We start from the raw sequence: 20,681 nt of genomic DNA, 5'->3' as shown, positions 1-20,681 counted from the left end.
CCCTGCCCCTGCCCCTGCCTGATATGCCAGGGCCGCGATCCCGTCGCGACGAGGTCGTCGGGTGCTGATCACGGTGGGCGGGCTGCGCACGGTGGGCCGCAAGACCCGGTCGCCCTGACCCCCGGGAATGCGGGAGACCCGTCCCGCGTCGGTGGGTTGGGGGGTAGGGCGTACATGCCACCTACATCGGGCGGGTGGCGCGTCTTCGAGGGCCGTAACACCCGGTGTTACGACCGCGCAATGCCCGACCGCTGGGGGAGCAGCCCGCGATCGTGTTGCCGATTCCCGGTGCGTACGCGTCGCCATGCCGCGCCTGGCGCACCAAGATTGCGCAACACGATCCGCCGGTTGCGGGGGTTGGGGTGATCCACGCACGCCCGGCGCCCGGCATGCCCGGCGCCCGGCCCGCCTGGTGCCCGGCACACCCGGCGCCCGGCACCCGGCACGCCCAGCGCCCGGTGCCCGGCACGCGCGGCGCCCGGCACGCCTCATACGACAGGGCCGCGATCCGGTAGCGGATCGCGGCCCTGTGCGTGGCGCTGAGGCAGCTGACGATCAGTCGGTGAGCTGCTTGCGGTCCTCGTTGTCGCGCTCGATCTCGGCCGCGGCCAGGGCGTCGAGCTCGGCCTGGATCTCCGGCTTCTCCTTGACCGGGTACAGGAACCCGCGGATGTGGCGCAGCGGCGAGCCGCCGCCGAGCTGGCTCATCCGCTTCGGCACCGGGGTACCGGCGTACGACAGCTGGCCGTGGCCGTGCTCGTCAACGGGCCCGAGGGGCTGATGCACCTCGATGAACTCGCCGGTCGGCAGGACCTTGATGATGCCGGTCTCGACACCGTGCTCGAGCACCTCGCGGTCGTGCCGCTGCAGGCCCAAGCAGATGCGGTACGCGAGCAGGTAGGCCAGCGGGGGCACCGTGAGCAGCGAGATACGGCCCGCCCACGTCATCGCATTCAGCGAGATGTCGAACGCCTTGGCGATGAGGTCGTTGGCGCCCGACAGGTACAGGATCACGTAGAACGCGATGGCCATGCAGCCGAGGCCGGTACGGACCGGGACATCACGAGGGCGCTGCAGCAGGTGATGCTTCGCGGTGTCCTTGGTCATCTTCGCCTCGATGAACGGATAGACCGCGGCGAGGGTGAACAGGATGCCGGGTAGCACGACCGTCGGCCAGAACACGGCCGGGATGGTGTAGCCGAAGTTGCGGATCTCCCAGGACGGGAACAGGCGCGTCGAACCGTCCAGGAAGCCCATGTACCAGTCGGGCTGCGAGCCCGACGACACCTGGGACGGCTCGTACGGGCCGAACAGCCACACCGGGTTGATCTGGGCCAGGCCGCCCAGCAGGCAGGTGATGCCGAAGACGACGAAGAAGAAGCCGCCGGCCTTCGCCGCGTACACGGGGAACACCCGCTCGCCGCTGACCGTGTCCTCCGTGTGCCCGTGGCCCGGGAACTGGGTGTGCTTCTGGCGCACGACCAGGGCCAGGTGGGCGCCGATGAGCGCGGCCAGGATGGCGGGGATGAGCAGCACGTGCGCGATGTAGAGGCGCCCGATGATCTCGTGCCCAGGGAACGGCCCACCGAAGAGCAGGAAGGAGACCCAGGTCCCGATGACCGGGATGGACAGGATGATCGCGTCGGCGATCCGCAGGCCCGTGCCGGACAGCAGGTCGTCAGGGAGCGAGTAGCCGGCGAAGCCCTCGACGGTGCCCAGGGCGATCAGGGCGATGCCGATCATCCAGTTCATCTCGCGCGGCTTGCGGAACGCCCCGGTGAAGAACGTACGGAACATGTGCACGAGCATCGCGGCGAGGAACATCAGCGCGGACCAGTGGTGGATCTGGCGCACGACCAGGCCACCGCGGACGTCGAAGGTGAGGTCCAGCGTCGAGGAGTACGCCCGAGACATGGTGATGCCGTCCATCGGGACATAGCGGCCGTGGTAGACGGTCGTCGCCATGGACGGGTCGTAGAAGAAGGTGAGGTAGGTGCCGGACAGCAGCAGGATGATGAACGAGTACAGCGCGATCTCGCCCATCATGAACGACCAGTGGTCGGGGAAGACCTTGTTCAGCTGCTTGCGCATCGGGCCGGCCATGTTCAGCCGGTCGTCCATCCACTTGCCGACCTTGCCCTGGGGAGTCCGCGGCTCGGTCGAGCGCCGGGTCGGCGACGCGGGGGGCGTTGTCGTCGTGGTCATGATGTCCTCACAGACACGCGGTCACTGCGGGGCGGCCCAACTATTGGAGCCTGATCGTACGAGGCCGTGCTCATGGCCGGTTCCAGAACGCGGGACCGATGGCCTCGTGGTAGTCGGACAGGGCGACGAAGTACTGCTTCCCATCATCCCCCGTTTCGACGCCGAGGGGGAGTTTCGGGAGACTTCGTGACGCAGGTCCGAAAACCGGCTTGGCGTCCTGGAGCACCTCGAACTGCGACTGGTGGCACGGGCACAACAGGCGCGACGTCTGCTGCTCGTACAACGAGGCGGGGCAACCGGCGTGCGTGCAGATCTTGGAGAACGCCACGAACTCGGGGTTGTCGGTGGGGTAGCCCCAGCCCGCCTGGCCCTTGCGTGCCTTGACCTTCTGGCCCGGCTTGAGCCGGATGATCAGGGTCGGTGACGACGCGTCGGTGATGCCGTTGAACCCGTCGGCGTCGTCCTGGTGGATACCGGGGAACACGGTCAGCAGGCCGCCCGGCTCGAGGTCGTCGGGGCCGATCCGGCGGAAGTCGATGTCGACGATCGGCACGTGGCCGTTCGGCGGGAACAGCTTCTTGTTGGGCCGGAACTGGGTGTGGAACAGCTTGTTGCCCGGGTTCTTGACCAGGGCGCCGACCAGCGCGACGAGCGGTACCGCGGCCAGCGCCCCGCCGGCCAGCCCCAGGGACTTCAGGATGAGGCCGCGGCGCGGGAGGCCGGTGTCCTCGAGGCCGCTGAGCAGCGTGGCCTCGGTCATCAGCTTGTCCTGCTCGGTGGACGGGTCGTCGTGGCGGTCCTGGACCGCCTCCTCCTCGGGCATGAGCCACTTGGCCCACAGCACGAGACCGACGCCCATGAAGATCAGCATGACGGCGAGCAGCGCGCCCAACGCCGGCGTGTAGAAGCGGAAGTTCTGCGGGGTGCCGGGCAGGTGCCAGTGGTACGGCAGGGCCACGAAGGCCACGATGAAACCGACGCCGGCCAGGGCGGAGATGCCGAAGGTCAGCGCGACCGCGCGCTCGACGCGCTTCTCGGCCTTGGTGCCGCGGACCGGGAAGCGGTCGCGACGGTGCACGATATGGACGCCGTCGGCCTCCGAGCCCGCCAGCATGGCGTCCTCGGTGGACATCGCGCGAAGCTCGTCCGGCGACACGTCGTCGGTGTCCTCGGTGCTGTGGGTGTCGTGGGTGGTGCTCACTGCGCCCCCTGCTGTGTTCCGACGACGTGCCTCATCGTGCTCGGGCCCCGATCCACAGGATGGCGACCATCAGGGCCCCGACGCCGGCGACCCAGATGACGATGGCCTCGGACACCGGCCCGATGCGGTCGATGCCGTTGCCACCCGGGTCCTTGGACGCCTTCAGGGTCTGGATGTAGGTGATGATCTGCTTCTTCTGTTCGGGCGTGATCGTGTTGTCGCTGAACACCGGCATGTTCTCGGGGCCCGACAGCATGGCGGTGTAGATCTGCTTGTCGTTCGCCTTGTTCAGCGACGGGGCCTGCTTGCCGGCCGACAGCGGGGCGCCCTTGAAGGTGGTGCCGTGGCAGGACGCGCAGTTCAGCCGGAACAGCTCACCGCCCTTGCCGATCGTGGCCGACGAGGACCGCAGGTCGCCCGTCGGGACACCCGGGCCGCCGCCGACGGACTCGATGTAGGCGCCGAGCTGGTCGACCTGGCTCTCGTTGTACTTGGCTTCCTTGCGCGGGGCGTAGGCGCCCTGGGCGACGAGCGGCATGCGCCCGGTGGAGACCTGGAAGTAGACCGAGGCGGCGCCGGTGCCGATCAGGGACGGGCCGTTGCCCTTGACGCCGTCGAGGTTGGCGCCGTGGCAGGTGATGCAGCCGGTCGAGTAGAGCTGGTGGCCGGCGCTGACGTCGGCCTGGCTTGACCCGGTCCCGGCCGCCCCGGAGGACGTGGCGAACATCGCGTAGGAACCGCCCATGGTGCACAGCGCCGCGATGAGCACGGCCGCCGCACCCAGCCGGTGGCGCAGGCCGCCGCGGGAACGCCGACGCTTCTTCCTGCGCGCGGGAGCGACGGTGTCGTCGGCCCCGGTGGCCGACACCGCCGGTTCGAAGCCGAGCTCGTCCGCGGCGTCCACGTCGTCGAAGTCGTCGCTCACGACTGTCCTTCCGTCCAGGTGGTGCCAGGCTTGGGCAGCGCTGCCCGAGGCGCGAGGGTGATGCTCATTGGATCAGGTAGATGACCGCGAACAGGCCGATCCACACGACGTCCACGAAATGCCAGTAATAGGAGACGACGATCGCCGCGGTGGCCTGGGCCGGGGTGAACTTGCCGAGCGCGGTGCGGATGAGGAAGAAGATGAACGCGATCAGACCGCCGATGACGTGCAGGCCGTGGAATCCGGTGGTGAGGAAGAACACCGAGCCGTAGCCGGTGGCCGAGATGGTGTTCCCGTCATTCACCTGCATGCGGTACTCGTTGGCCTGCGCCAGCACGAAGATCAGGCCCAGCAGGAACGTGAGGATGAACCAGCGGCGGAGTTTGTAGACGTCGCCCTTCTCGGCCGCGAACACCCCCCACTGGCAGGTGAAGCTCGAGGCCACCAGGATGACGGTGAACGGCAGGGCGTACCCGACGCTGACCTCGATCGGCTTGCCGTCGGGCAGGTGCATCGGCCAGTCGCTGCCGTGGATGGATCGCACCGTGAAGTACATGGCGAACAGGCCGGCAAAGAACATCAGCTCGCTCGAGAGCCAGACGATGGTGCCGACGCTCACGATGTTCGGGCGCGTCAGGGAGTGCACCTTGCTGGACTCGAACCGGGGCGCAGCGGCGGTCGACGTCACCCCTGAAGTATGGACCCTGGAAACGCGGCATCGGCGTCCGGGGTAGGGGGTGTCGGGGGCCCCGATACGATCGGCGCCGAACCTGCGAACAAGCGGCTGGAACGAGGGCAGAGCGAGTGGCAACAGTGCCGGACCGCGTGACGGTTCTGATCTACAGCAACCACCCCGACGTGCGGGCGACCGTGCGGAGCGCGGTGGGCCGCCGGCCGGCCCCGGACACGGGCCGGATCGACTGGATCGAGTGCGAGACCAACGCCCAGGTCACGGAGCAGCTCGACGAGGGCGGCATCGACGTGGCGATCCTCGACGGGGAGGCCCAGCCCACCGGCGGGATGGGGCTCGCGCGCCAGTTCAAGTACGAGATCGACGACTGTCCGGCGATCGTCGTGCTGATCGCGCGGCGCCAGGACGGCTGGCTGGCGTCGTGGTCGCTCGCGGACGCGGTGATCAACACGCCGATCGACCCGGTCGAGAGCGCCGCCGTGGTCGCCGAGCAGCTGCGCCGGCGTCACACGGGCATCCCGGTCGTCCGGTAACGGGGTGTCCACCGGCGCCGCTCGCGCCGAGCGCTCCTGGCCGGGCGTGCTGACTGCCCTCATGGCCGGCACCGAGCTCGCGGCCGGCGACACGGCCTGGGCCATGGACGAGATCATGTCCGGCAACGCCACCCCGGCGCAGCTGGCCGCCTTCGCGGTGCTGCTGCGCGCCAAGGGCGAGACGCCGGCCGAGCTCGGCGGTCTGGTCCGGGCCATGCTCGGGCACGCGGCACCGCTGAAGATCGACGGCCGCAGCGTCGACATCGTCGGTACCGGCGCGGACCGGGCCCACACCGTCAACATCTCCACGATGGCGGCGATCGTGGTTGCTGGGACGGGGCGGCGCGTCGTCAAGCACGGCGGCCGGGCCGCGTCCTCGGCCTGCGGGACCGCGGACGTCCTCGAAGAGCTCGGAGTGGCGATCGACCTGCCGCCGGAGGGGGTCGCGCGCACCGTCAACGAGGTCGGCGTCGGCTTCTGCTTCGCGCCGGTGTTCCACGCCGGCATGCGGTACGCGGGTGCGGCGCGCCGGGAGCTCGGCGTGCCGACCGCCTTCAACTTCCTCGGCCCGCTGACGAACCCGGCGCGCGTCACCGCGTCCGCCATCGGCTGTGCCGACCGGCGGATGGCCCCCGTGATGGCCGAGGTGATGGCCGAGCGCGGGGACAGCGCACTGGTCTTCCGGGGCGACGACGGGCTGGACGAGATCACGACCACCACCACGACCTCGACGTGGGTCGTGGCCGACGGCACCGTCCGCGAGACCACGATCGACCCCGAACAGCTCGGGATCGCACCCGTGGCCGCCGCCGAACTGCGCGGCGGTGACCGGGCCTTCAACGCCGCGGTGGTGCGCGACCTGCTGGCCGGGACGACGGGTGGTGTCCGCGACGTCGTCCTGCTGAACGCGGCCGCTGCCGTGGCCGCCCACGACGGGCTGACCGGGCAGGCGCTGGACGCCGCCCTGGCCCGCGGGCTGGCAATCGCGGCCGAGGCGCTGGACAGCGGCGCCGCCCGTGACCTGCTCGCCCGGTGGGTCGACGCCAGCCAGGCCGCCCGTCGCTCCTGACCGCCGCCGCGCCCCACTGATCCGGAGGCGTGCAGACGAGGCGGATACTCGACGAGTGACCACGTCCGCTGCTCCCGCCACGCGCCGGCGCATCCCGCGTCTGGTCCTGGTCGCCTGGGCGGTGGCGGTCGCCGCGGTGGCCGTGCTCGTCGTCGCCGTCTGGCACTACCTGGGCTCGGGCGCGACCGGCCACGTGATGCACGGCATGTCGATGGGCGCCGACCACGACCACTCCGCCGACGCGCTGACCCGGGCCGGGTCCCGCGGGCCGCTGGGGCCGCTGACCGACCACCTGTTCACGAGCTGGCAGCTCGACGCGGTCGCGCTGGCCGTGCTCGTCGTGGCCGCTGCGGTGTACCTCACCGGGGTCGGCCTGGCCGGCGTGCGCAGTCCGGGCGAGCCGTGGCCCGTCCGCCGCACCATCTCCTTCCTCGCCGGCCTCGCGGTCTGCGTGATCGCCACCTGCGGCAGCATCGCGGTCTACGACCAGGTGCTGTTCACCGCACACATGGCCGGCCACCTCGCGCTCGTCATGGTCGCGCCGGCGCTGATCATGTGGGGTCGTCCCCTGCGCCTGCTGCTCGCCGCGTCACCACCGGACCGCCGCGCCCGCCTCGAGCGGGTGTTGCACGGCCGCATCCTGTCGGTGATGTTCTCCCCGCCGGTCGCGCTGGCGGTGTACGCCGCGGTGATCGTCGGCAGCCACCTCACGGGCCTGATGGACACCATCATGCGCAACACCTGGGCCGGCCAGGTCGAGCACCTGGTCTACGTGCTGGCGGGCTGCTGGTTCTTCGCCCTCGTGGTCGGCGACGAACCGATCCGCTGGCGCCTGGCGTCCCCGGCGCGCTGGCTGCTGCTGGCCATCGCCATGGCCGTGGACACCTTCACCGGCATCGTGTTGATGCAGGGCACCACCGCCGTCGCGCTCGCGCCGTCGACGCTGGACGTCAGCGCGCTGTCCGACACCCGCACCGGCGGCGCCATCATGTGGTTCGGCGGGGACGCGATCATGGCGGCGATCATGATCGGGCTGGTGATCGGATGGCTGCGCCGGGTCGAGACGGCCCCGGTCGAGCAGGGGTGGCTCGAGCAGGCACGACGCTCGACGTTCACCACCCACACCGGGTCCGAGGAATCGGCCGACCCGCTCGACGACGACGACGGCGCCCGCGATGCGTACAACCGGTGGCTGGAGACCCTCAACCGCTGACGAGCACCCGGCACCGACGCCCGTTGGGGTGCGTCATGGCCGGGGTCACTCGATCCCGAGCGAGAACGTCGCGTCGAGGTCGTGCTTGGAGTACGCCCGAAACGCGATGTGGGTGTCGGTGTGCAGCACGCCGTCGACCTTGGACAGCCGCCCGGCGATGACATCGGCGATGGCGTCGAACTCGCGCACCCGCACGACGGCGATGAGGTCGACGTCGCCCGCCACCGAGTACACCTCGCTGACGCCGTCGAGGTCAGCGATCGCGCCGGCAACCTCAGGGATCTTGTCGGCCTCGACGGAAATCATCACGATCGCGGTGATCACGCCAGCACCCTAGCGCCCTCACGCGCTGGCCCGGGCCGGCCGGGCGACCATGGGCAGTCGGCGCCGGTCGGCGAAGGGGTTCGCGCTCTCCCGCCCGGCGGTGGCGAGATAGGTACGCAGCCCACCGGCGCCGAAGGCGGGCATGAGCCACGGGTCGGAGGCGTCCGCGAGCCGCACCCCGGGCTCCTCGAGCCAGTGCAGGATGCACTCGCTCTCCTCGGCCAGCGGCTCGTGCGCCTCGTCCACGACGTCGGCGGTGGCCCGCAACGCCTCGATGACCGGCCACGGCGGCACGCCGCGAGGCGCGCGGCCCGCCGCGGCCAACCGGCCCGCGCGCACCACCGACAGCTCCCACCCACCGTCACCGTCGGGGCGGGCGCCGACCAACTCGCCCACCGCGCGCAACGCGGCCAGGCGCTGCATCCGGGCGCACGCCCGGACGACCGCGGTGATGCGGTCACGGACGATGCCCGCCTGCTCGTAGCGCTGCTCGGCCGACAGCGCGGTGAGCTTGCGCTCGAGCGGTTCGACGAGCGGACGCGGGTCGCCGCGCCAGGCCGAGGCGACGAGGCCGGCGAGGGTCGCGTACTCCTCGGCGCCGATGCCGCCCTCGCAGGGCGCGGCACAGCGACCGATACCGGCCAGCACGCACGCCGCGCGCACCACCCGACGCAGCGAGAGCCGATCGCTGCACTGGCGCAGCGGTACTGCGTCGTGGATCGCGTCGCGTACCGCCTCGGCCTGACGTTGGGTACGCAGGGGGCCGAGATAGGCCGCACCGTCCGGTTTCCGGTCGCGGACGATCGACAGGCGCGGGAACGCCTCGACGGTGAGCTTGAGCCACACCGACCTCTCAGGGAACTTCGACCGGCGGTTGTAGCGCGGCTTGTGCGCGGCGATCAGGCGCAGCTCGCGGACCTGCGCCTCGAGGGCGTGTGCGCACTCGATGGGGTCGACCCGCTCGGCCAGGCCCACCATCTCGCCCATCCGGCTACGGGTCTCGCTCGAGACGAAGTACTGCCGTACGCGGGTACGCAGGTTTCGGCTCGTGCCGACGTACAGCGGGCGGCCCTGCGCGTCACGGAAGATGTAGACGCCGGGTGCGCTCGGCATGGCGTCGGCGAGATGGCGCTTGCGACGCTGCGCGTCCGACACCTGGGCCGTGAACGACCGCAGCTCGGGCAGCGACTGCACACCCAGGCTGCCGAGACGCCCGAGCAGCCCGTGCAGCACGTCGACCGTGGCCCGGGCGTCCTCGAGCGCGCGGTGGTTCGGGGTCACGGCGGCGTGGAAGAAAGGCGCCAGGGTGCCCAGCTTGCAGTTGGGCACCTCGTCGCGGGTGAGCACCCGGCGGGCCAGCACTGCGGTGTCGACGACCGCGAACCCCGGCCACGGCAGCGCGAGCGCCACGCATGCGGCCTTGAGGAAGCCGATGTCGAAGGGCGCGTTGTGCGCGACGAGCACGCTGCCCCGCGAGAACTCCAGGAAGCCGGGGATGACCCCCGAGATGGCCGGTGCCGCCGAGACCATGGAGTCGGTGATGCCGGTGAGCACGCTGACGAACGGGCTGATCGCCATCTGCGGGTTGACCAGGCTCTGGAACTCGCCGAGCACCTCGCCACCGCAGACCTTGACGGCGCCGATCTCGGTGATCGCGTCGCTCGCCGCCGCGCCGCCGGTGGTCTCGAGGTCGACCACGACGAACGTCGTGGCGTGCAGCGGCTCGCCGAGTTCGTCGAAGCCCAGCTGCTCGAATGCCGGGCGGCCGGCGGGGGAGTGGCGCAGGTCCGGGCTCATGCTTCGCAAGCTAGGACGGGGGTACGACGAAAACGTGCAGACGCGCTCGGTGGGCACCGACGGCGCGGAAACTGTCGGACGTCGTTCCTAGCGTCGGCGACGTCCGGTTCATCCGACCGGGTCGCACCACCGGTCGTACCGACCGGGTACCGACGAGGAGATGCGCATGAGGATCGACTGCACCACCTGTGTTGCTCGCCACATCGCCTGCGACGACTGCGTGGTCAGCGTGCTGCTCGGCGGACCGCCGGACGCGCTGGAGGCCGCGCCCGTCGGGGCCGCACTGGAACTCGACGACGCCGAACAGGTCGCCCTGGGCAGCCTGGCGCAGGCGGGGCTCGTGCCGCCGCTGCGGTTGGTGCGGGCCCTGCCGGACGTCCAGGCGGAACGGGGGATCGCCTGACGGTGAATCCCGGGCAAACGGGGCGTGACGCGCCGAAGGGTACCCGCGTTGCACAGGAAAGGTCCGGCGTCGTAACCTTTCCGAGACCTAACCGGTTCCTTTGTCGGTCGTCCGGACCGTCGCCGAGCAGGTCTCGCCGAATTGCACGATTCCCGTTACGCGCGCTCGTCTCACCGACGATCGTCAGGACGGGAGCAAACCGGGGACCCACGCAGTCCCGGGGTGAATCGGCACGGCGTGTCCGCAGGATCGACGTGGTCACGCAGTGCCGTAGGGCTACTTCCCGGCCCGAACCCGTCAGCTAACCCGGTAGGCGGTTCGAGGAAGAAGGAGATCCGCCAACCGTGGCGATCCGTTTCGCACGTCAAGTTCGACCCTTGCTCGCCATCGCCGGCCTCGGCGCGACCCTGCTCGTCGCCCCCAACCTGGCCGCTGCGACGCCCGCCGGCCCGCACGCCGGTCCGCACGCCGCGCCGGCTCCGAAGCCCGACATCGCGAGCGTCCAGAAGCAGCTCGGCAGGCTTGCGGTCACCAACTCCCAGCTCGTCGACCAGTACGACACCGCCGTGGTGACGCTGGGCAAGGCCCAGAAGGCCGCCGCCGCGGCCCAGGCCGCCGCCCGGGCCGCCGCCGCGAGCTACAACGCGGCGAGCTCGGCCTTCACCCGCACCGTGCAGGTGCAGTACGAGAGCGGCGGCATCACCTCCGGCGCCGCCCTGCTGTCCAGCCACAGCGGTTCCAACTACCTCGACCGTCTCGACGCCCTGCGGTTGCTGTCCAACCACGACTCCAGCGTCGTCGATCGGGTGTCGGCAGCCCGCGCCGTCGCCGCGTCGAAGGCCAGTGCGGCGAACACCGCGGTCGCCAAGGCGCGGGCCAGCAAGACCCGCCTCGCCGCCCGTAAGAGCACGGTCACCACGCAGATCGGCAAGTACCGCACCCTGCTGGCGACCCTGAACTCGGCGCAGCGCGCGGCCTACCAGCGTGCGGCCAACCCGTCGGTGAAGAAGTCTTCGTCGAAGATCCAGAACATCCCGGTCTCGGGCACCACGGCCGGCGCGCGTCGCGCCGTGCAGTACGCGCTCAACCAGGTCGGCAAGCCGTACGTGTTCGGCGCGGACGGGCCGAGCAGCTTCGACTGCTCCGGGCTGACCATGAAGGCCTGGCAGGCCGGCGGCGTCAGCCTGCCGCACTCGGCAGCCGGTCAGTACAGCTACGGACACCACGTGTCGCGTGACGCCCTGCAGCCCGGTGACCTGATCTTCTTCTACCAGCCGATCGGTCACGTCACGATCTACATCGGCAACGGCTACATGGTGTCGGCGCCCACCGAGGGCGAGAACGTGTCGGTCGTGCCGCTGTCGGCCTTCGACAGCGACTACACCGGCGCCACCCGCCTGACCTGAGCCCGGCGCCCCACCCGTCGGCCGGTCCCTCAGCTCGCTGGGGCAAGCTGGCCGGATGATGGCCGCGACCGCCGCACGATGCCCCCCCCTCCGGGGCATCGCGCGGCGGTCGTCGTCGTCCCGGGCGCGGAGCCGCCGCGTCCGCGGGCCCGCGGTGCTGCTCGTCCTGCTCTCCCTGACCGCCGGGCTGGGCGCCTGCTCCTCCGGCAGCTCCGACGACACCGCGGCACCGACCGACGCGCAGATCCGGGCGGCCCTGGCCGTGCATTCGCGGGGTGTCCTGCAGCACGACCGCGCCGACTTCCGCGCCGCCGTCGACGACGGACCGAAGGCGGTGGAGTTCCGCGAGGACCAGATCGCCCAGTTCGACAACCTGGTGACGGTGCCGCTGGCCTCGTGGTCCTACACCCTCGGCCCACGCGTCACCGACGCATCGGCCCAGGCCGCGGCCCGCAAGACGTTCGGGCCGTCGGCGCGGATCGTCCGGCTCGAACTGCACTACGCGCTGCGCGGCATCGACACCGCGCCCGTCCAGCACGACCTCTGGTGGACGTTCGTCCGCAGTGACGGCCGGGCGCGGGCCGTCGCCGCCGACGGCCTGGCCGACGCCGGCGGGGTCAGCTGGTCCGGTCCGTGGGACTTCGGCCCGATGACCACCGTGACCGGCCGCTCGAGCGTCGTGTTCGGGCGGGCCGACCAGACACCGGCCCTGAAGGCGTTGGCGGCGACCGTGGACGCGGCCGTGCCGGCGGTGACCCACGTCTGGGGCGACGGGTGGACGCGGCGGGTCGCGGTCATCGTCGCGCCCAGCCCGACGGCCCTGACCGCGGCGCTCGGCGGATCCGACGCCGAGCCCGCCGCGACGGGCATCGCGGCGCTCGCCGTGTCGGCCGGGTCCGACCCGCTCACCGGCAAGCCGCGCGAGCAACGGCTCGTCGTCGACCCGACGCCGTACGGCAAGCTCAGTGCCGTCGGCCGGCGCATCACCGTGACGCACGAGCTCACCCACCTCGCGAGCGCCGCCGCGACGACCGAGGCGCAACCACGCTGGTTGGTCGAGGGGTTCGCCGAGTACGTCGCCAACCTCGACACCGGGCAGACGGTCGGCACCGCCGCCTCGGAGTTGCGCGCCCAGGTGCGGGCCGGCCGGATCCCCGCCGCGTTGCCGGGCGACGACGCCGTGGACGCCGCCGGCACGGCCGCGTCGTCCTACGAGCAGGCCTGGCTGGCCTGTCGGCTCATCGCGGCCAGGGCCGGGCAGCCCGGGCTGGTGCGCTTCTACCGGGTCGTAGGGGCGTCGCCGGACAGCAGCGACACGGCGGTGTCGAGCGGCGTGCGAACCGTGCTGCACGAGAGCGTCGCCACGTTCACCGCGCAGTGGCGCACGTACCTCCGCGACCAGCTGGGATGAGACGCACGCTGGTCGTCACCAACGACTTCCCGCCGCGCCAGGGTGGCATCCAGTCCTTCGTCCACGCGCTGCTCGTCCGCCAGCCCGCCGGCTCGATCGTCGTCTACGCCTCGGACCACGAGGGCTCCGCGGCCTTTGACGCCGAGCAGCCCTTCCCGGTGCTCCGTCACCCGACCGGGCTCCTCGTGCCCACGCCCGCGGCCCGGCAGCGGGTCACGACTGCCCTGCGAACACATGACTGCACCGCGGTGTGGTTCGGGGCGGCCGCCCCGCTGGGCCTGCTGGCACCATCGCTGCGCCGCGCCGGGGCCGAGCGGATCGTCGCCACGACGCACGGCCACGAGGCCGGGTGGGCGATACTGCCCGCGGCCCGCTACGCGCTGCGCCGCATCGCCGACGGATGCGACGTGGTCACCTACCTCGGCCGGTACACCCGCGACCGCCTCGCGCCGTTGATGGCGGGACGGACCAAGCTCGTCCAGCTCACACCTGGAGTTGACGTCGAGACATTCACGCCAACGGCCGACCCGACAGCGGTACGCGTCCGGTACGACCTGGGCGACCGACCCACCATCGTGTGCGTGTCCCGGCTCGTCCCACGCAAGGGTCAGGACCGCCTCGTCGACGCGCTGCCCATCATCCGTCAGGTCGTGCCCGACGCCGTCCTGCTGCTGGTCGGGGCCGGCCCGTACGAGCAGGACCTGCGGGACCGGGCTCGTGCGGCCGGGGTGTCGGACGCGGTCGTGTTCACCGGCGGCGTGGCCCACGCCGAGTTGCCCGCCCACTACGCCGCGGGCGACGTGTTCGCGATGCCGTGCCGTACCCGTCGCGCCGGGCTCGACGTCGAGGGGCTGGGCATCGTGTTCCTCGAGGCCTCGGCCACCGGACTGCCGGTGCTCGCCGGTGACTCCGGTGGTGCGCCGGACGCGGTGCGCGACGGCGAGACCGGCTACGTCGTCGACGGGCGCGACGTGCCGGTCATCGCCGAACGGCTGATCGCCCTGCTGCAGAACGCGCCGCTGCGCGGCCGGCTCGGCGCCGCGGGCCGCGCCTGGGTCGAACGCGACTGGCGCTGGGACCTGCTGGCCGCCCGGCTCCGCAGCCTGCTGGACGCCTGATGCCAGGCGCCTACTTCTTGGCGCCGGCGTACAGGTCGGCGATCTGCTGCTCGCTCTCCTTGACCACGACGTTGCGCTTGAGCTTGAGCGACGGCGTCATCTGGCCGCCCTCCTCGGTCCAGTCCTCGGGCAGGATGACGAACTTGCGCACGGACTCGGCCTTGCTGACCGCCTTGTTGCCGTCGTCGATCGCCTTCTGGATCTCGGCGCGCAGGTCGTCGTCGTCGACGAGGTCCGCCATCTTCGTGTCCGCCGGCTTGCCGGCCTGCTCGAGGAAGCGCGGCAGCGATTCGGCGTCGATGGTGACGATGGCCGCGATGAACGGCTTGCCGTCACCCACCACGAGGCACTGGCTGACCAGCCAGTGGGCGCGCACACGGTCCTCGATGACCGCGGGGGCGACGTTCTTGCCGCCGGCGGTGACGATGAGCTCCTTCTTGCGGCCGGTGATCTTGACGAACCCGTCACTGTCAATTTCGCCGATATCTCCTGTATGGAACCAACCGTCGTCGTCGAGGGTCTCCTTGGTGGCCTCGGCGTTGTTCCAGTAGCCGCGGAAGACGTGCGGCGCCTTGAACATCAGCTCGCCGTCGTCGGCGATGCGCGCGGTGGTGCCGCCGATGGGCCGCCCGACGGTGCCGATCTTGATGGCGTCCGGGCGGTTGACGGTGACCCCGGCGGTGGTCTCGGTGAGCCCGTAACCCTCGTAGATGGTGACGCCGATGCCGCGGAAGAAGTGGCCGAGGCGGGCGCCGAGCGGCGCACCGCCCGACACCGCGGCCACGCAGTTGCCGCCCAGGGCGGCACGCAGCTTGCCGTAGACCAGCTTGTCGAACACGGCGTGCTGCGCCTTGAGCAGGATCGGCACCGACCCGTCCTGCTGGGCCTCGGAGTACTTGACGGCCACGGTCTCCGCCAGGTCGAAGATCTTGCCCTTGCCGTCGCTGTGCGCACGCTGCTTGGCGGTGTTGTAGACCTTCTCGAACACCCGCGGCACGGCCAGCACGAACGTGGGCTTGAAGCCGCCGAGGTCCTCGACCAGGTTCTTCACGTCGGGGGTGTGGCCCAGCGTGCAGCCGGTGGCCATGGTGCCGATCTCGATGGCGCGACCGAAGACGTGGGCGATGGGCAGGAAAAGCAGCGTCGAGGTCTGGTCGTTGAAGAACTCCGACAGCAGATCCTGCAGCTCGACGGCCTCGACGACGAAGCACCGGTGCGTGAGCTCGCAGCCCTTCGGCCGGCCCGTCGTGCCCGAGGTGTAGATGATCGAGGCCAGGTCGTCGAGCGTGACGGCCTGGCGGCGGTTGTCCACGTCGGCGTCCGACACGCCGGAACCGTCGGAGGACAGCGTGTCGACCGCGCCGTCCTCGAAGGACCACACGTGCTCCAGTGTCGGCAGGTCGTCGCGGACGGACTTGACGATGCCGGCGTGCTCGTCGGTCTCGACGAAGATCGCCCGCGCGCCGGAGTCCGACACGATCCACTGCACCTGCTCCGCGCTGGACGTCTCGTAGATCGGCACGACGACGGCCCCGACCATGAACAGCGCGAAGTCGGCGACCGTCCATTCGAAGCGCGTCTTGCTCATGACCGCGACGCGGTCGCCGGACTCGATGCCGGCGGCGATCAGACCCTTGGCCACCGCGGTGACCATGTCGAGGAACTCCTTCGCCGTGACGTCCGTCCAGGTGTCCCCGTGGCGGCGTCGCAGGGCGACGTGCCGGGGGTCTCGGGCGGCGTTCTCGACGATGAAGTCAGCCGTGTTGTTCTGGCTGATCGTGGTGATCTTGCTGGCCACGTGGAGCTCGTGCACGGAGTCGGCATCCTCTCTGCAGGGCCCGGTACAAGCCGGTTACGCAACGGTAACCTGTCTTTCGACGCCAGGCGAGACGCAGTATTCGCGGGCACTCGATCGGCCTACGTCGCCCACAGCGACCCTGCTCGGTAGCCTCTGCGACGTGGACGACGAGCTGATCATCGCTTCGCTCCGCCGCGCCGTCGAGCACGAACCCGAGGACACCGTGCTGCGCCTGCACTTGGCGGTCGTCCTGCTCGACACAAAACGCTACGCCGAGGCGATCGCCGAAGCGGCGGCGGTCTTGCAGCACGATCCCGGCTTAATCGAGGCCCGTGAGGTCATGGTCAGGGCCTTGGGAACCGCGACGCCGGGTTCCGTAACGGGCAACGCTGCCACACCGGACCCCGCAAGACCGGGCACTGCGCAAGCTGCTGCGGCATCGAGCCAGGATTCCGTCACTGCGCCTGGCCCGACCTCTGGGTTCGACTGGTCGGCTGCCGAGACCGAGGTCAGCGACGTCGCGCAACCGATGTTTGTCGACGACGCCGCCGCACCCACGCCATCCGAGTCGGCCTTCGATATCGAACGCTCGACCGTCACCCTCGCCGACGTCGGCGGCATGACCGAGGTCAAGAAGCGGTTGCATGCCGCGTTCCTCGCACCCCTGCGCAACGCCGAGTTGCGGTCGCTCTACGGCAAGAGCCTGCGCGGCGGCTTGTTGCTCTACGGCCCGCCCGGGTGCGGCAAGACATTCCTGGCCCGCGCTGTCGCCGGCGAGCTCGGCGCGGCCTTTGTATCCGTAGGACTGTCCGACGTGCTCGACATGTACATCGGCACCAGCGAGCGGAATTTGCACGAGGTTTTCCAGCTCGCCCGGCGAGAAGCGCCCACGGTGCTGTTCTTCGATGAGATCGATGCTTTGGGTCAGAAGCGAACCCAGACCCGCAGCTCTGCACTGCGTGGTGCCACCAACCAGTTGCTTGCGGAGCTGGACGGTGTGGAAGGCGGCAACGACGGGGTCTTCGTACTCGCCGCGACGAATCAGCCCTGGGACGTGGACCCTGCGTTGCGGCGGCCCGGACGCTTGGATCGCACCCTGCTCGTACTGCCGCCCGATCGTCCGGCGCGCGAGCAGATTTTTCGGCACCACTTGGAGCGTCGCCCGGTCGAGGGAATGGATCTAGGCAAGCTGGCGGGTGCTACCGAAGGCATGTCGGGCGCGGACATCGCCCACATCTGCGAGACGGCCGCCGAGCAGGCCTTAGTTGACAGCGTAGAGAGCGGCACACCGCGTCTGATCAATTTCGAGGACCTACGGGCGGCGGTTCGCGAGGTGCGGCCGTCGGTGACTGGCTGGCTCGACACGGCTCGGAACGTCGTCCAGTTCGGTGACGACGACGGCACGTATGAGCAGCTGCGTAGCTACCTGCGCAAGGTCAAACGGCTGTGACCGGAGTGCGGTGACGACGGGCGACCTCGAGCGCGCTCGAGCCTTGCTCGAGTTGGACCGCGCGAGGGAGGCGCGGGTACTGCTGAGGTCGGCCCTCGCGCAGGAGCCGGAGAATGCTGACGCGCTCTGCCTGCTGGCGCAGGCCTGCTTGGCCACCGACGACCCTGCCGGTGCCATCAGCGCGGCCCGAGGAGCAGTTCGGACCGAACCAGACAAGGAGTGGGCCCATCGCCTGCTGTCGCTGGCGTTGGTGCGCTGCGCCCGGGTCGACGAGGCGGTGCTCGCGTCCATTGAGGCACTGCGTTTGGCGCCCAATCAGTGGCGCGGGCACATGAATCGTGCCGTGATCGATCTGACCGGACGTCGGGTTTCGCCGGTTACCGTCGAGTACGCGCAGCGCGCGGTGGCCTTGGCGCCGCACGAGGCCGAGCCGCACGCCGTCCTCGGTCGTGTCCTGCTCGACCTGAACGAGGCTGGGCCCGCTCGCCGGGCGCTGCTGGAAGCGTTGCGTTTGAACCCCGATAATTACTCGGCGCGCAACGACCTGGCCCGGGCCGACTTGCGACGTCACCGGCTCGGGCGCGCCGCGCGGGGCTTCGCTGATGCCGCTGTGTCATCGGTCGGTGATCAGGCCGCCGCGCACAACCTGCATCTCGTCCTGGCACAGTTATTGCGCCGCCTGCATCTGCTGCTCTTGGTGGCGGTGCTGGTTATTGGGAGCATGGCGGCGAACGCGTCGACGACCCGCCTGGCCCGCGGCACTGTCTGGCTCGTGGTAGCGGCCGCGGCCGCGGCGATCCTGCACTCGGGCCACCTGGGTAGCCGGCGGCGCACCCGTCGTGTGATCGGGACGGTGCTCCGCCGGGACCGGCTGCTCACGGCCTGGGCCGTTTGCCTGCTTGTGACCGGTGCGGCCGTTACCGTCGGCGCGTTCGCCGGGCGGGCCGTCGCCAATGACGTCACACCGTGGGGCTGGTTGACCCTGATCACCGGAACGGTGCTCAGCTGGGTCCGTCGCCAACACCGAGCCGGGCGATGGTGAGCATGGGTCCGGGTAGCCTCTGGACCCATGCCCGAGGAGTCGACGCAGTCGATCACGATCGACGCCGACCCCGCCCGAGTCATGGCCGTGATCGCCGACTTCGAGAACTACCCGCAGTGGACCGGTTCGGTGAAACGGACCGAGGTTCTGGAGACCGGGACGGACGGCCGTGCCCGCCGGGTCGCGTTCACCCTGGACGCCGGCATCGTGCGCGACCAGTACGAACTCGCCTACGTCTGGTCCGGCGACGACCGGGTTGAGTGGGACCTCACCTCGGGCGAGATGATGCGCGCCCAGCACGGGTCCTACACGCTGCGTGCGGACGGTCCGCAGCGCACCCACGTCACCTACTCGCTGTCGGTGGACCTGACGATCCCCATGCTGGGCCTGCTCAAGCGCAAGGCCGAACGGGTCGTCATGGACACCGCCCTCAAGCAGCTGAAAAAACGCGTCGAGAGCCTGCTGGTCTAGTGCGCATCCTCCTGTTCACCGGCAAGGGCGGCGTGGGCAAGACCACGACCGCCTCGGCGACGGCGCTGCGGCTGGCCGACCGGGGCGTCAAGACCCTGCTGTTGTCGACGGACGCCGCACACTCGCTCGGCGACGCCCTTGCCGTCCCGCTCACCGACGCGCCGACCGAGGTCGCGCCGAGCCTCTGGGCGGCGCAGCTCGACACCCAGGGCCGGTTCGAGGCGGCCTGGCGCGACGTGCAGTCCTTCCTCGTCGACATGCTGGCCCGCGGCGGCGTCGACGTGGTCACCGCCGAGGAGCTCACCGTCCTGCCCGGCGTCGACGAGGTGCTGGCACTGCTGGCCGTGCGTGAGCTGGCCCGCACCGGCGACTGGGACGCGCTGGTCGTCGACTGCGCGCCGACGGCCGAGACCCTGCGGCTGCTCGCGTTGCCGGAAGCGCTGAACTGGTACCTCGAGCGGGTCTTCCCGGCACAGCGGACGATCGCCCGCAGCGTGCGTCCGTTGGCCGCCCTGCTGGGTCGCGGGGACACCATCCCGCCCGACGGCGTCTTCGACGCGCTGCTCCGGCTGTCCGACGATCTCGCCGGCGTCCGCGAACTGCTCGGCGACCCCGAGGTCACCTCGGTGCGGCTGGTGCTGACCCCCGAGTCGGTGGTGGTCGCCGAGGCCCGTCGCACCTTCACCGCGCTGGCGCTCTACGGCTACGCGGTGGACGTCGTCGTCGCCAACCGGGTGTTCCCGGCGGGCGACGATCCGTGGCGCCGGCAGTGGGCCACGGCCCAGCAGGCCCAGCTCGCCGACGTCCGCGAGTCCTTCGCCGGGTTGCCGGTGCTCGAGCTGCCGTACCGTCCCGCGGAGCCGGTCGGGGCCGTGGCGCTGCGCGAGGTCGCCGACGGCCTGTACGGCGCGCTGCCGGGCGCCGACCCCGCGCCGGCGTCGCCCGCCCGGGATCTGCTGCGTGTCGAGCCGGAAGGCGACGGCTTCGTCCTGCGGATGAGCCTGCCGCTCGCCGGTCGCGCCGACGTCGATGCGGTGCGTGCCGGTGACGACCTGGTCGTGACGGTCGCCGGTCACCGCCGGGTGCTCAGCCTGCCGAGCGTGTTGCGGCGCTGCGTCGTCAGCGGTGGCTCCTACGACGGTGCGCAGCTGCAGGTCCGGTTCCGGCCCGACCCGGAGCTGTGGCCCGCGGAGGGCCCGGCCCGGCGCCGCCCGTCACCGCGCCCTCGACCCGCGACCGAGCCGTGACCGGCGAGCCGCCGGCGGCCGACGCGTCGGGCGGGCCCGGCGCGGACGGCCGCTCGCTGCTGCTCGCCCTGCAGGAGTGGGCGCAGCGCACGTTGCCGGCGCCGCCGTCCGGTCACCCCGGGCCGGAGTGCCAGTGGTGCCCGCTGTGCCAGCTGGCCAGCGTCCTGCGCGGCGAGCACCCGGAGCTCACCGACCGGATGTCCGAGGCCGCAGCTGCGGTCAGCACGGCGGTGAAGGCGCTGCTCGAGTCGTCGGCGAACCCGCCGAGCGGAGCGAGCGACGGCGCCGGCCGCGCGTCCGACGTGCCCGCCGAGCGACCGCAGCCGCGGCCACGAGTGCAGCGCATCGTGCTCGACGACGAGACCCCGCAGGGCTGA

At 71.0% G+C, this 20,681-nt stretch carries 19 protein-coding genes and 1 riboswitch; of the genes, 12 read left to right on the top strand and 7 right to left on the bottom strand.

The genetic code is table 11. The features are described 5' to 3' along the window. Positions 1–555: 555 nt before the first annotated feature. The 4 genes from ACFFCA_RS13045 to ACFFCA_RS13030 form a co-directional block, all read right to left on the bottom strand. The gene (locus tag ACFFCA_RS13045) at positions 556–2,205 is read right to left on the bottom strand and encodes a cytochrome bc complex cytochrome b subunit (RefSeq protein WP_375485450.1); all 1,650 of its coding nucleotides are present in this window, start codon (positions 2,203–2,205) and stop codon (positions 556–558) included. 70 nt (positions 2,206–2,275) lie between these two features. Then, positions 2,276–3,406, bottom strand: a complete 1,131-nt coding sequence (locus ACFFCA_RS13040) for a ubiquinol-cytochrome c reductase iron-sulfur subunit (protein ID WP_375485448.1) — start codon at positions 3,404–3,406, stop codon at positions 2,276–2,278. A gap of 31 nt (positions 3,407–3,437) precedes the next feature. Then, positions 3,438–4,274, bottom strand: coding sequence for a c-type cytochrome (locus tag ACFFCA_RS13035; protein ID WP_375485457.1), 837 nt, complete (start codon positions 4,272–4,274; stop codon positions 3,438–3,440). Positions 4,275–4,395: 121 nt separating this feature from the next. Next, positions 4,396–5,019, bottom strand: coding sequence for a heme-copper oxidase subunit III (locus ACFFCA_RS13030; RefSeq protein ID WP_375485446.1), 624 nt, complete (start codon positions 5,017–5,019; stop codon positions 4,396–4,398). 137 nt (positions 5,020–5,156) lie between these two features. Between ACFFCA_RS13030 and ACFFCA_RS13025 the strand changes: the two genes are divergently transcribed. The 3 genes from ACFFCA_RS13025 (at position 5,157) to ACFFCA_RS13015 (ending at position 7,837) form a co-directional block, all read left to right on the top strand. Beyond that, positions 5,157–5,555 carry a hypothetical protein gene (locus ACFFCA_RS13025; RefSeq protein WP_375485444.1) on the top strand — a complete coding sequence of 133 codons (399 nt, stop codon included), beginning with the start codon at positions 5,157–5,159 and terminating at the stop codon, positions 5,553–5,555. A gap of 61 nt (positions 5,556–5,616) precedes the next feature. Then, positions 5,617–6,624: an anthranilate phosphoribosyltransferase gene (gene trpD, locus ACFFCA_RS13020; protein ID WP_375485456.1), complete on the top strand. Its 1,008-nt coding sequence runs from the start codon at positions 5,617–5,619 to the stop codon at positions 6,622–6,624. 55 nt (positions 6,625–6,679) lie between these two features. Then, positions 6,680–7,837 carry a cytochrome c oxidase assembly protein gene (locus ACFFCA_RS13015; protein WP_375485442.1) on the top strand — a complete coding sequence of 386 codons (1,158 nt, stop codon included), beginning with the start codon at positions 6,680–6,682 and terminating at the stop codon, positions 7,835–7,837. Between the two features lie 45 nt (positions 7,838–7,882). On the opposite strand, the gene ACFFCA_RS13010 is transcribed toward ACFFCA_RS13015, so the two are convergent. Together ACFFCA_RS13010 and ACFFCA_RS13005 are read right to left on the bottom strand one after the other, a co-directional pair. Next, the gene (locus tag ACFFCA_RS13010; protein ID WP_375485440.1) at positions 7,883–8,161 is read right to left on the bottom strand and encodes an Lrp/AsnC family transcriptional regulator; all 279 of its coding nucleotides are present in this window, start codon (positions 8,159–8,161) and stop codon (positions 7,883–7,885) included. Positions 8,162–8,179: 18 nt separating this feature from the next. Next, positions 8,180–9,958 carry a DEDD exonuclease domain-containing protein gene (locus ACFFCA_RS13005; RefSeq protein ID WP_375485438.1) on the bottom strand — a complete coding sequence of 593 codons (1,779 nt, stop codon included), beginning with the start codon at positions 9,956–9,958 and terminating at the stop codon, positions 8,180–8,182. Positions 9,959–10,124: 166 nt separating this feature from the next. Between ACFFCA_RS13005 and ACFFCA_RS13000 the strand changes: the two genes are divergently transcribed. The 4 genes from ACFFCA_RS13000 (at position 10,125) to ACFFCA_RS12985 (ending at position 14,296) form a co-directional block, all read left to right on the top strand. Then, entirely contained in the window at positions 10,125–10,361 is a 237-nt protein-coding gene (locus tag ACFFCA_RS13000) for a hypothetical protein (protein WP_375485436.1), read from the top strand. Between the two features lie 171 nt (positions 10,362–10,532). Next, a riboswitch (cyclic di-AMP (ydaO/yuaA leader) is annotated at positions 10,533–10,693 on the top strand. Positions 10,694–10,738: 45 nt separating this feature from the next. Then, the gene (locus tag ACFFCA_RS12995; protein ID WP_375485434.1) at positions 10,739–11,767 is read left to right on the top strand and encodes a C40 family peptidase; all 1,029 of its coding nucleotides are present in this window, start codon (positions 10,739–10,741) and stop codon (positions 11,765–11,767) included. 154 nt (positions 11,768–11,921) lie between these two features. Next, complete coding sequence (locus tag ACFFCA_RS12990; protein WP_375485432.1) at positions 11,922–13,178, top strand: hypothetical protein; 1,257 nt, start codon at positions 11,922–11,924, stop codon at positions 13,176–13,178. Continuing rightward, positions 13,175–14,296 (top strand): glycosyltransferase family 4 protein, encoded by a 1,122-nt coding sequence (locus ACFFCA_RS12985; RefSeq protein ID WP_375485430.1) that lies wholly within the window; start codon positions 13,175–13,177, stop codon positions 14,294–14,296. The genes ACFFCA_RS12990 and ACFFCA_RS12985 overlap by 4 nt, the downstream gene beginning before the upstream one ends. A 10-nt stretch (positions 14,297–14,306) precedes the next feature. On the opposite strand, the gene ACFFCA_RS12980 is transcribed toward ACFFCA_RS12985, so the two are convergent. Next, positions 14,307–16,109, bottom strand: a complete 1,803-nt coding sequence (locus ACFFCA_RS12980) for an AMP-dependent synthetase/ligase (protein WP_375485428.1) — start codon at positions 16,107–16,109, stop codon at positions 14,307–14,309. A gap of 145 nt (positions 16,110–16,254) precedes the next feature. On the opposite strand from ACFFCA_RS12980, the gene ACFFCA_RS12975 reads away from it, so the two are divergent. Genes ACFFCA_RS12975 through ACFFCA_RS12955 form a run of 5 tightly spaced genes read left to right on the top strand, consistent with a single transcriptional unit; the run spans position 16,255 to position 20,681 of the window. Continuing rightward, positions 16,255–17,544 (top strand): AAA family ATPase, encoded by a 1,290-nt coding sequence (locus tag ACFFCA_RS12975; protein ID WP_375485426.1) that lies wholly within the window; start codon positions 16,255–16,257, stop codon positions 17,542–17,544. A gap of 10 nt (positions 17,545–17,554) precedes the next feature. Next, positions 17,555–18,586 carry a tetratricopeptide repeat protein gene (locus ACFFCA_RS12970; RefSeq protein ID WP_375485424.1) on the top strand — a complete coding sequence of 344 codons (1,032 nt, stop codon included), beginning with the start codon at positions 17,555–17,557 and terminating at the stop codon, positions 18,584–18,586. A gap of 27 nt (positions 18,587–18,613) precedes the next feature. Then, positions 18,614–19,057, top strand: a complete 444-nt coding sequence (locus ACFFCA_RS12965) for an SRPBCC family protein (protein ID WP_375485422.1) — start codon at positions 18,614–18,616, stop codon at positions 19,055–19,057. Next, positions 19,057–20,304: an ArsA family ATPase gene (locus ACFFCA_RS12960; RefSeq protein WP_375485421.1), complete on the top strand. Its 1,248-nt coding sequence runs from the start codon at positions 19,057–19,059 to the stop codon at positions 20,302–20,304. The genes ACFFCA_RS12965 and ACFFCA_RS12960 overlap by 1 nt, the downstream gene beginning before the upstream one ends. Beyond that, positions 20,301–20,681 (top strand): hypothetical protein, encoded by a 381-nt coding sequence (locus tag ACFFCA_RS12955; protein WP_375485419.1) that lies wholly within the window; start codon positions 20,301–20,303, stop codon positions 20,679–20,681. Before ACFFCA_RS12960 ends, ACFFCA_RS12955 begins: the two co-directional genes overlap by 4 nt.

The organism is uncultured Jatrophihabitans sp. (assembly GCF_964252635.1).
Lineage (GTDB): Bacteria > Actinomycetota > Actinomycetes > Mycobacteriales > Jatrophihabitantaceae > Jatrophihabitans.
Note: the sequence above shows the minus strand (reverse complement) of the source record. Positions and strands in the feature narration are given on the sequence as shown.

Bases quoted from the DNA above. Each gene is read 5' to 3' on its own strand.
- ACFFCA_RS13005 (WP_375485438.1), bottom strand. From the start codon at position 9,958: ATGAGCCCGGACCTGCGCCACTCCCCCGCCGGCCGCCCGGCATTCGAG.
- ACFFCA_RS13000 (WP_375485436.1), top strand. From the start codon at position 10,125: ATGAGGATCGACTGCACCACCTGTGTTGCTCGCCACATCGCCTGCGAC.
- ACFFCA_RS13045 (WP_375485450.1), bottom strand. From the start codon at position 2,205: ATGACCACGACGACAACGCCCCCCGCGTCGCCGACCCGGCGCTCGACC.
- trpD (WP_375485456.1), top strand. From the start codon at position 5,617: ATGGCCGGCACCGAGCTCGCGGCCGGCGACACGGCCTGGGCCATGGAC.
- ACFFCA_RS12985 (WP_375485430.1), top strand. From the start codon at position 13,175: ATGAGACGCACGCTGGTCGTCACCAACGACTTCCCGCCGCGCCAGGGT.
- ACFFCA_RS12965 (WP_375485422.1), top strand. From the start codon at position 18,614: ATGCCCGAGGAGTCGACGCAGTCGATCACGATCGACGCCGACCCCGCC.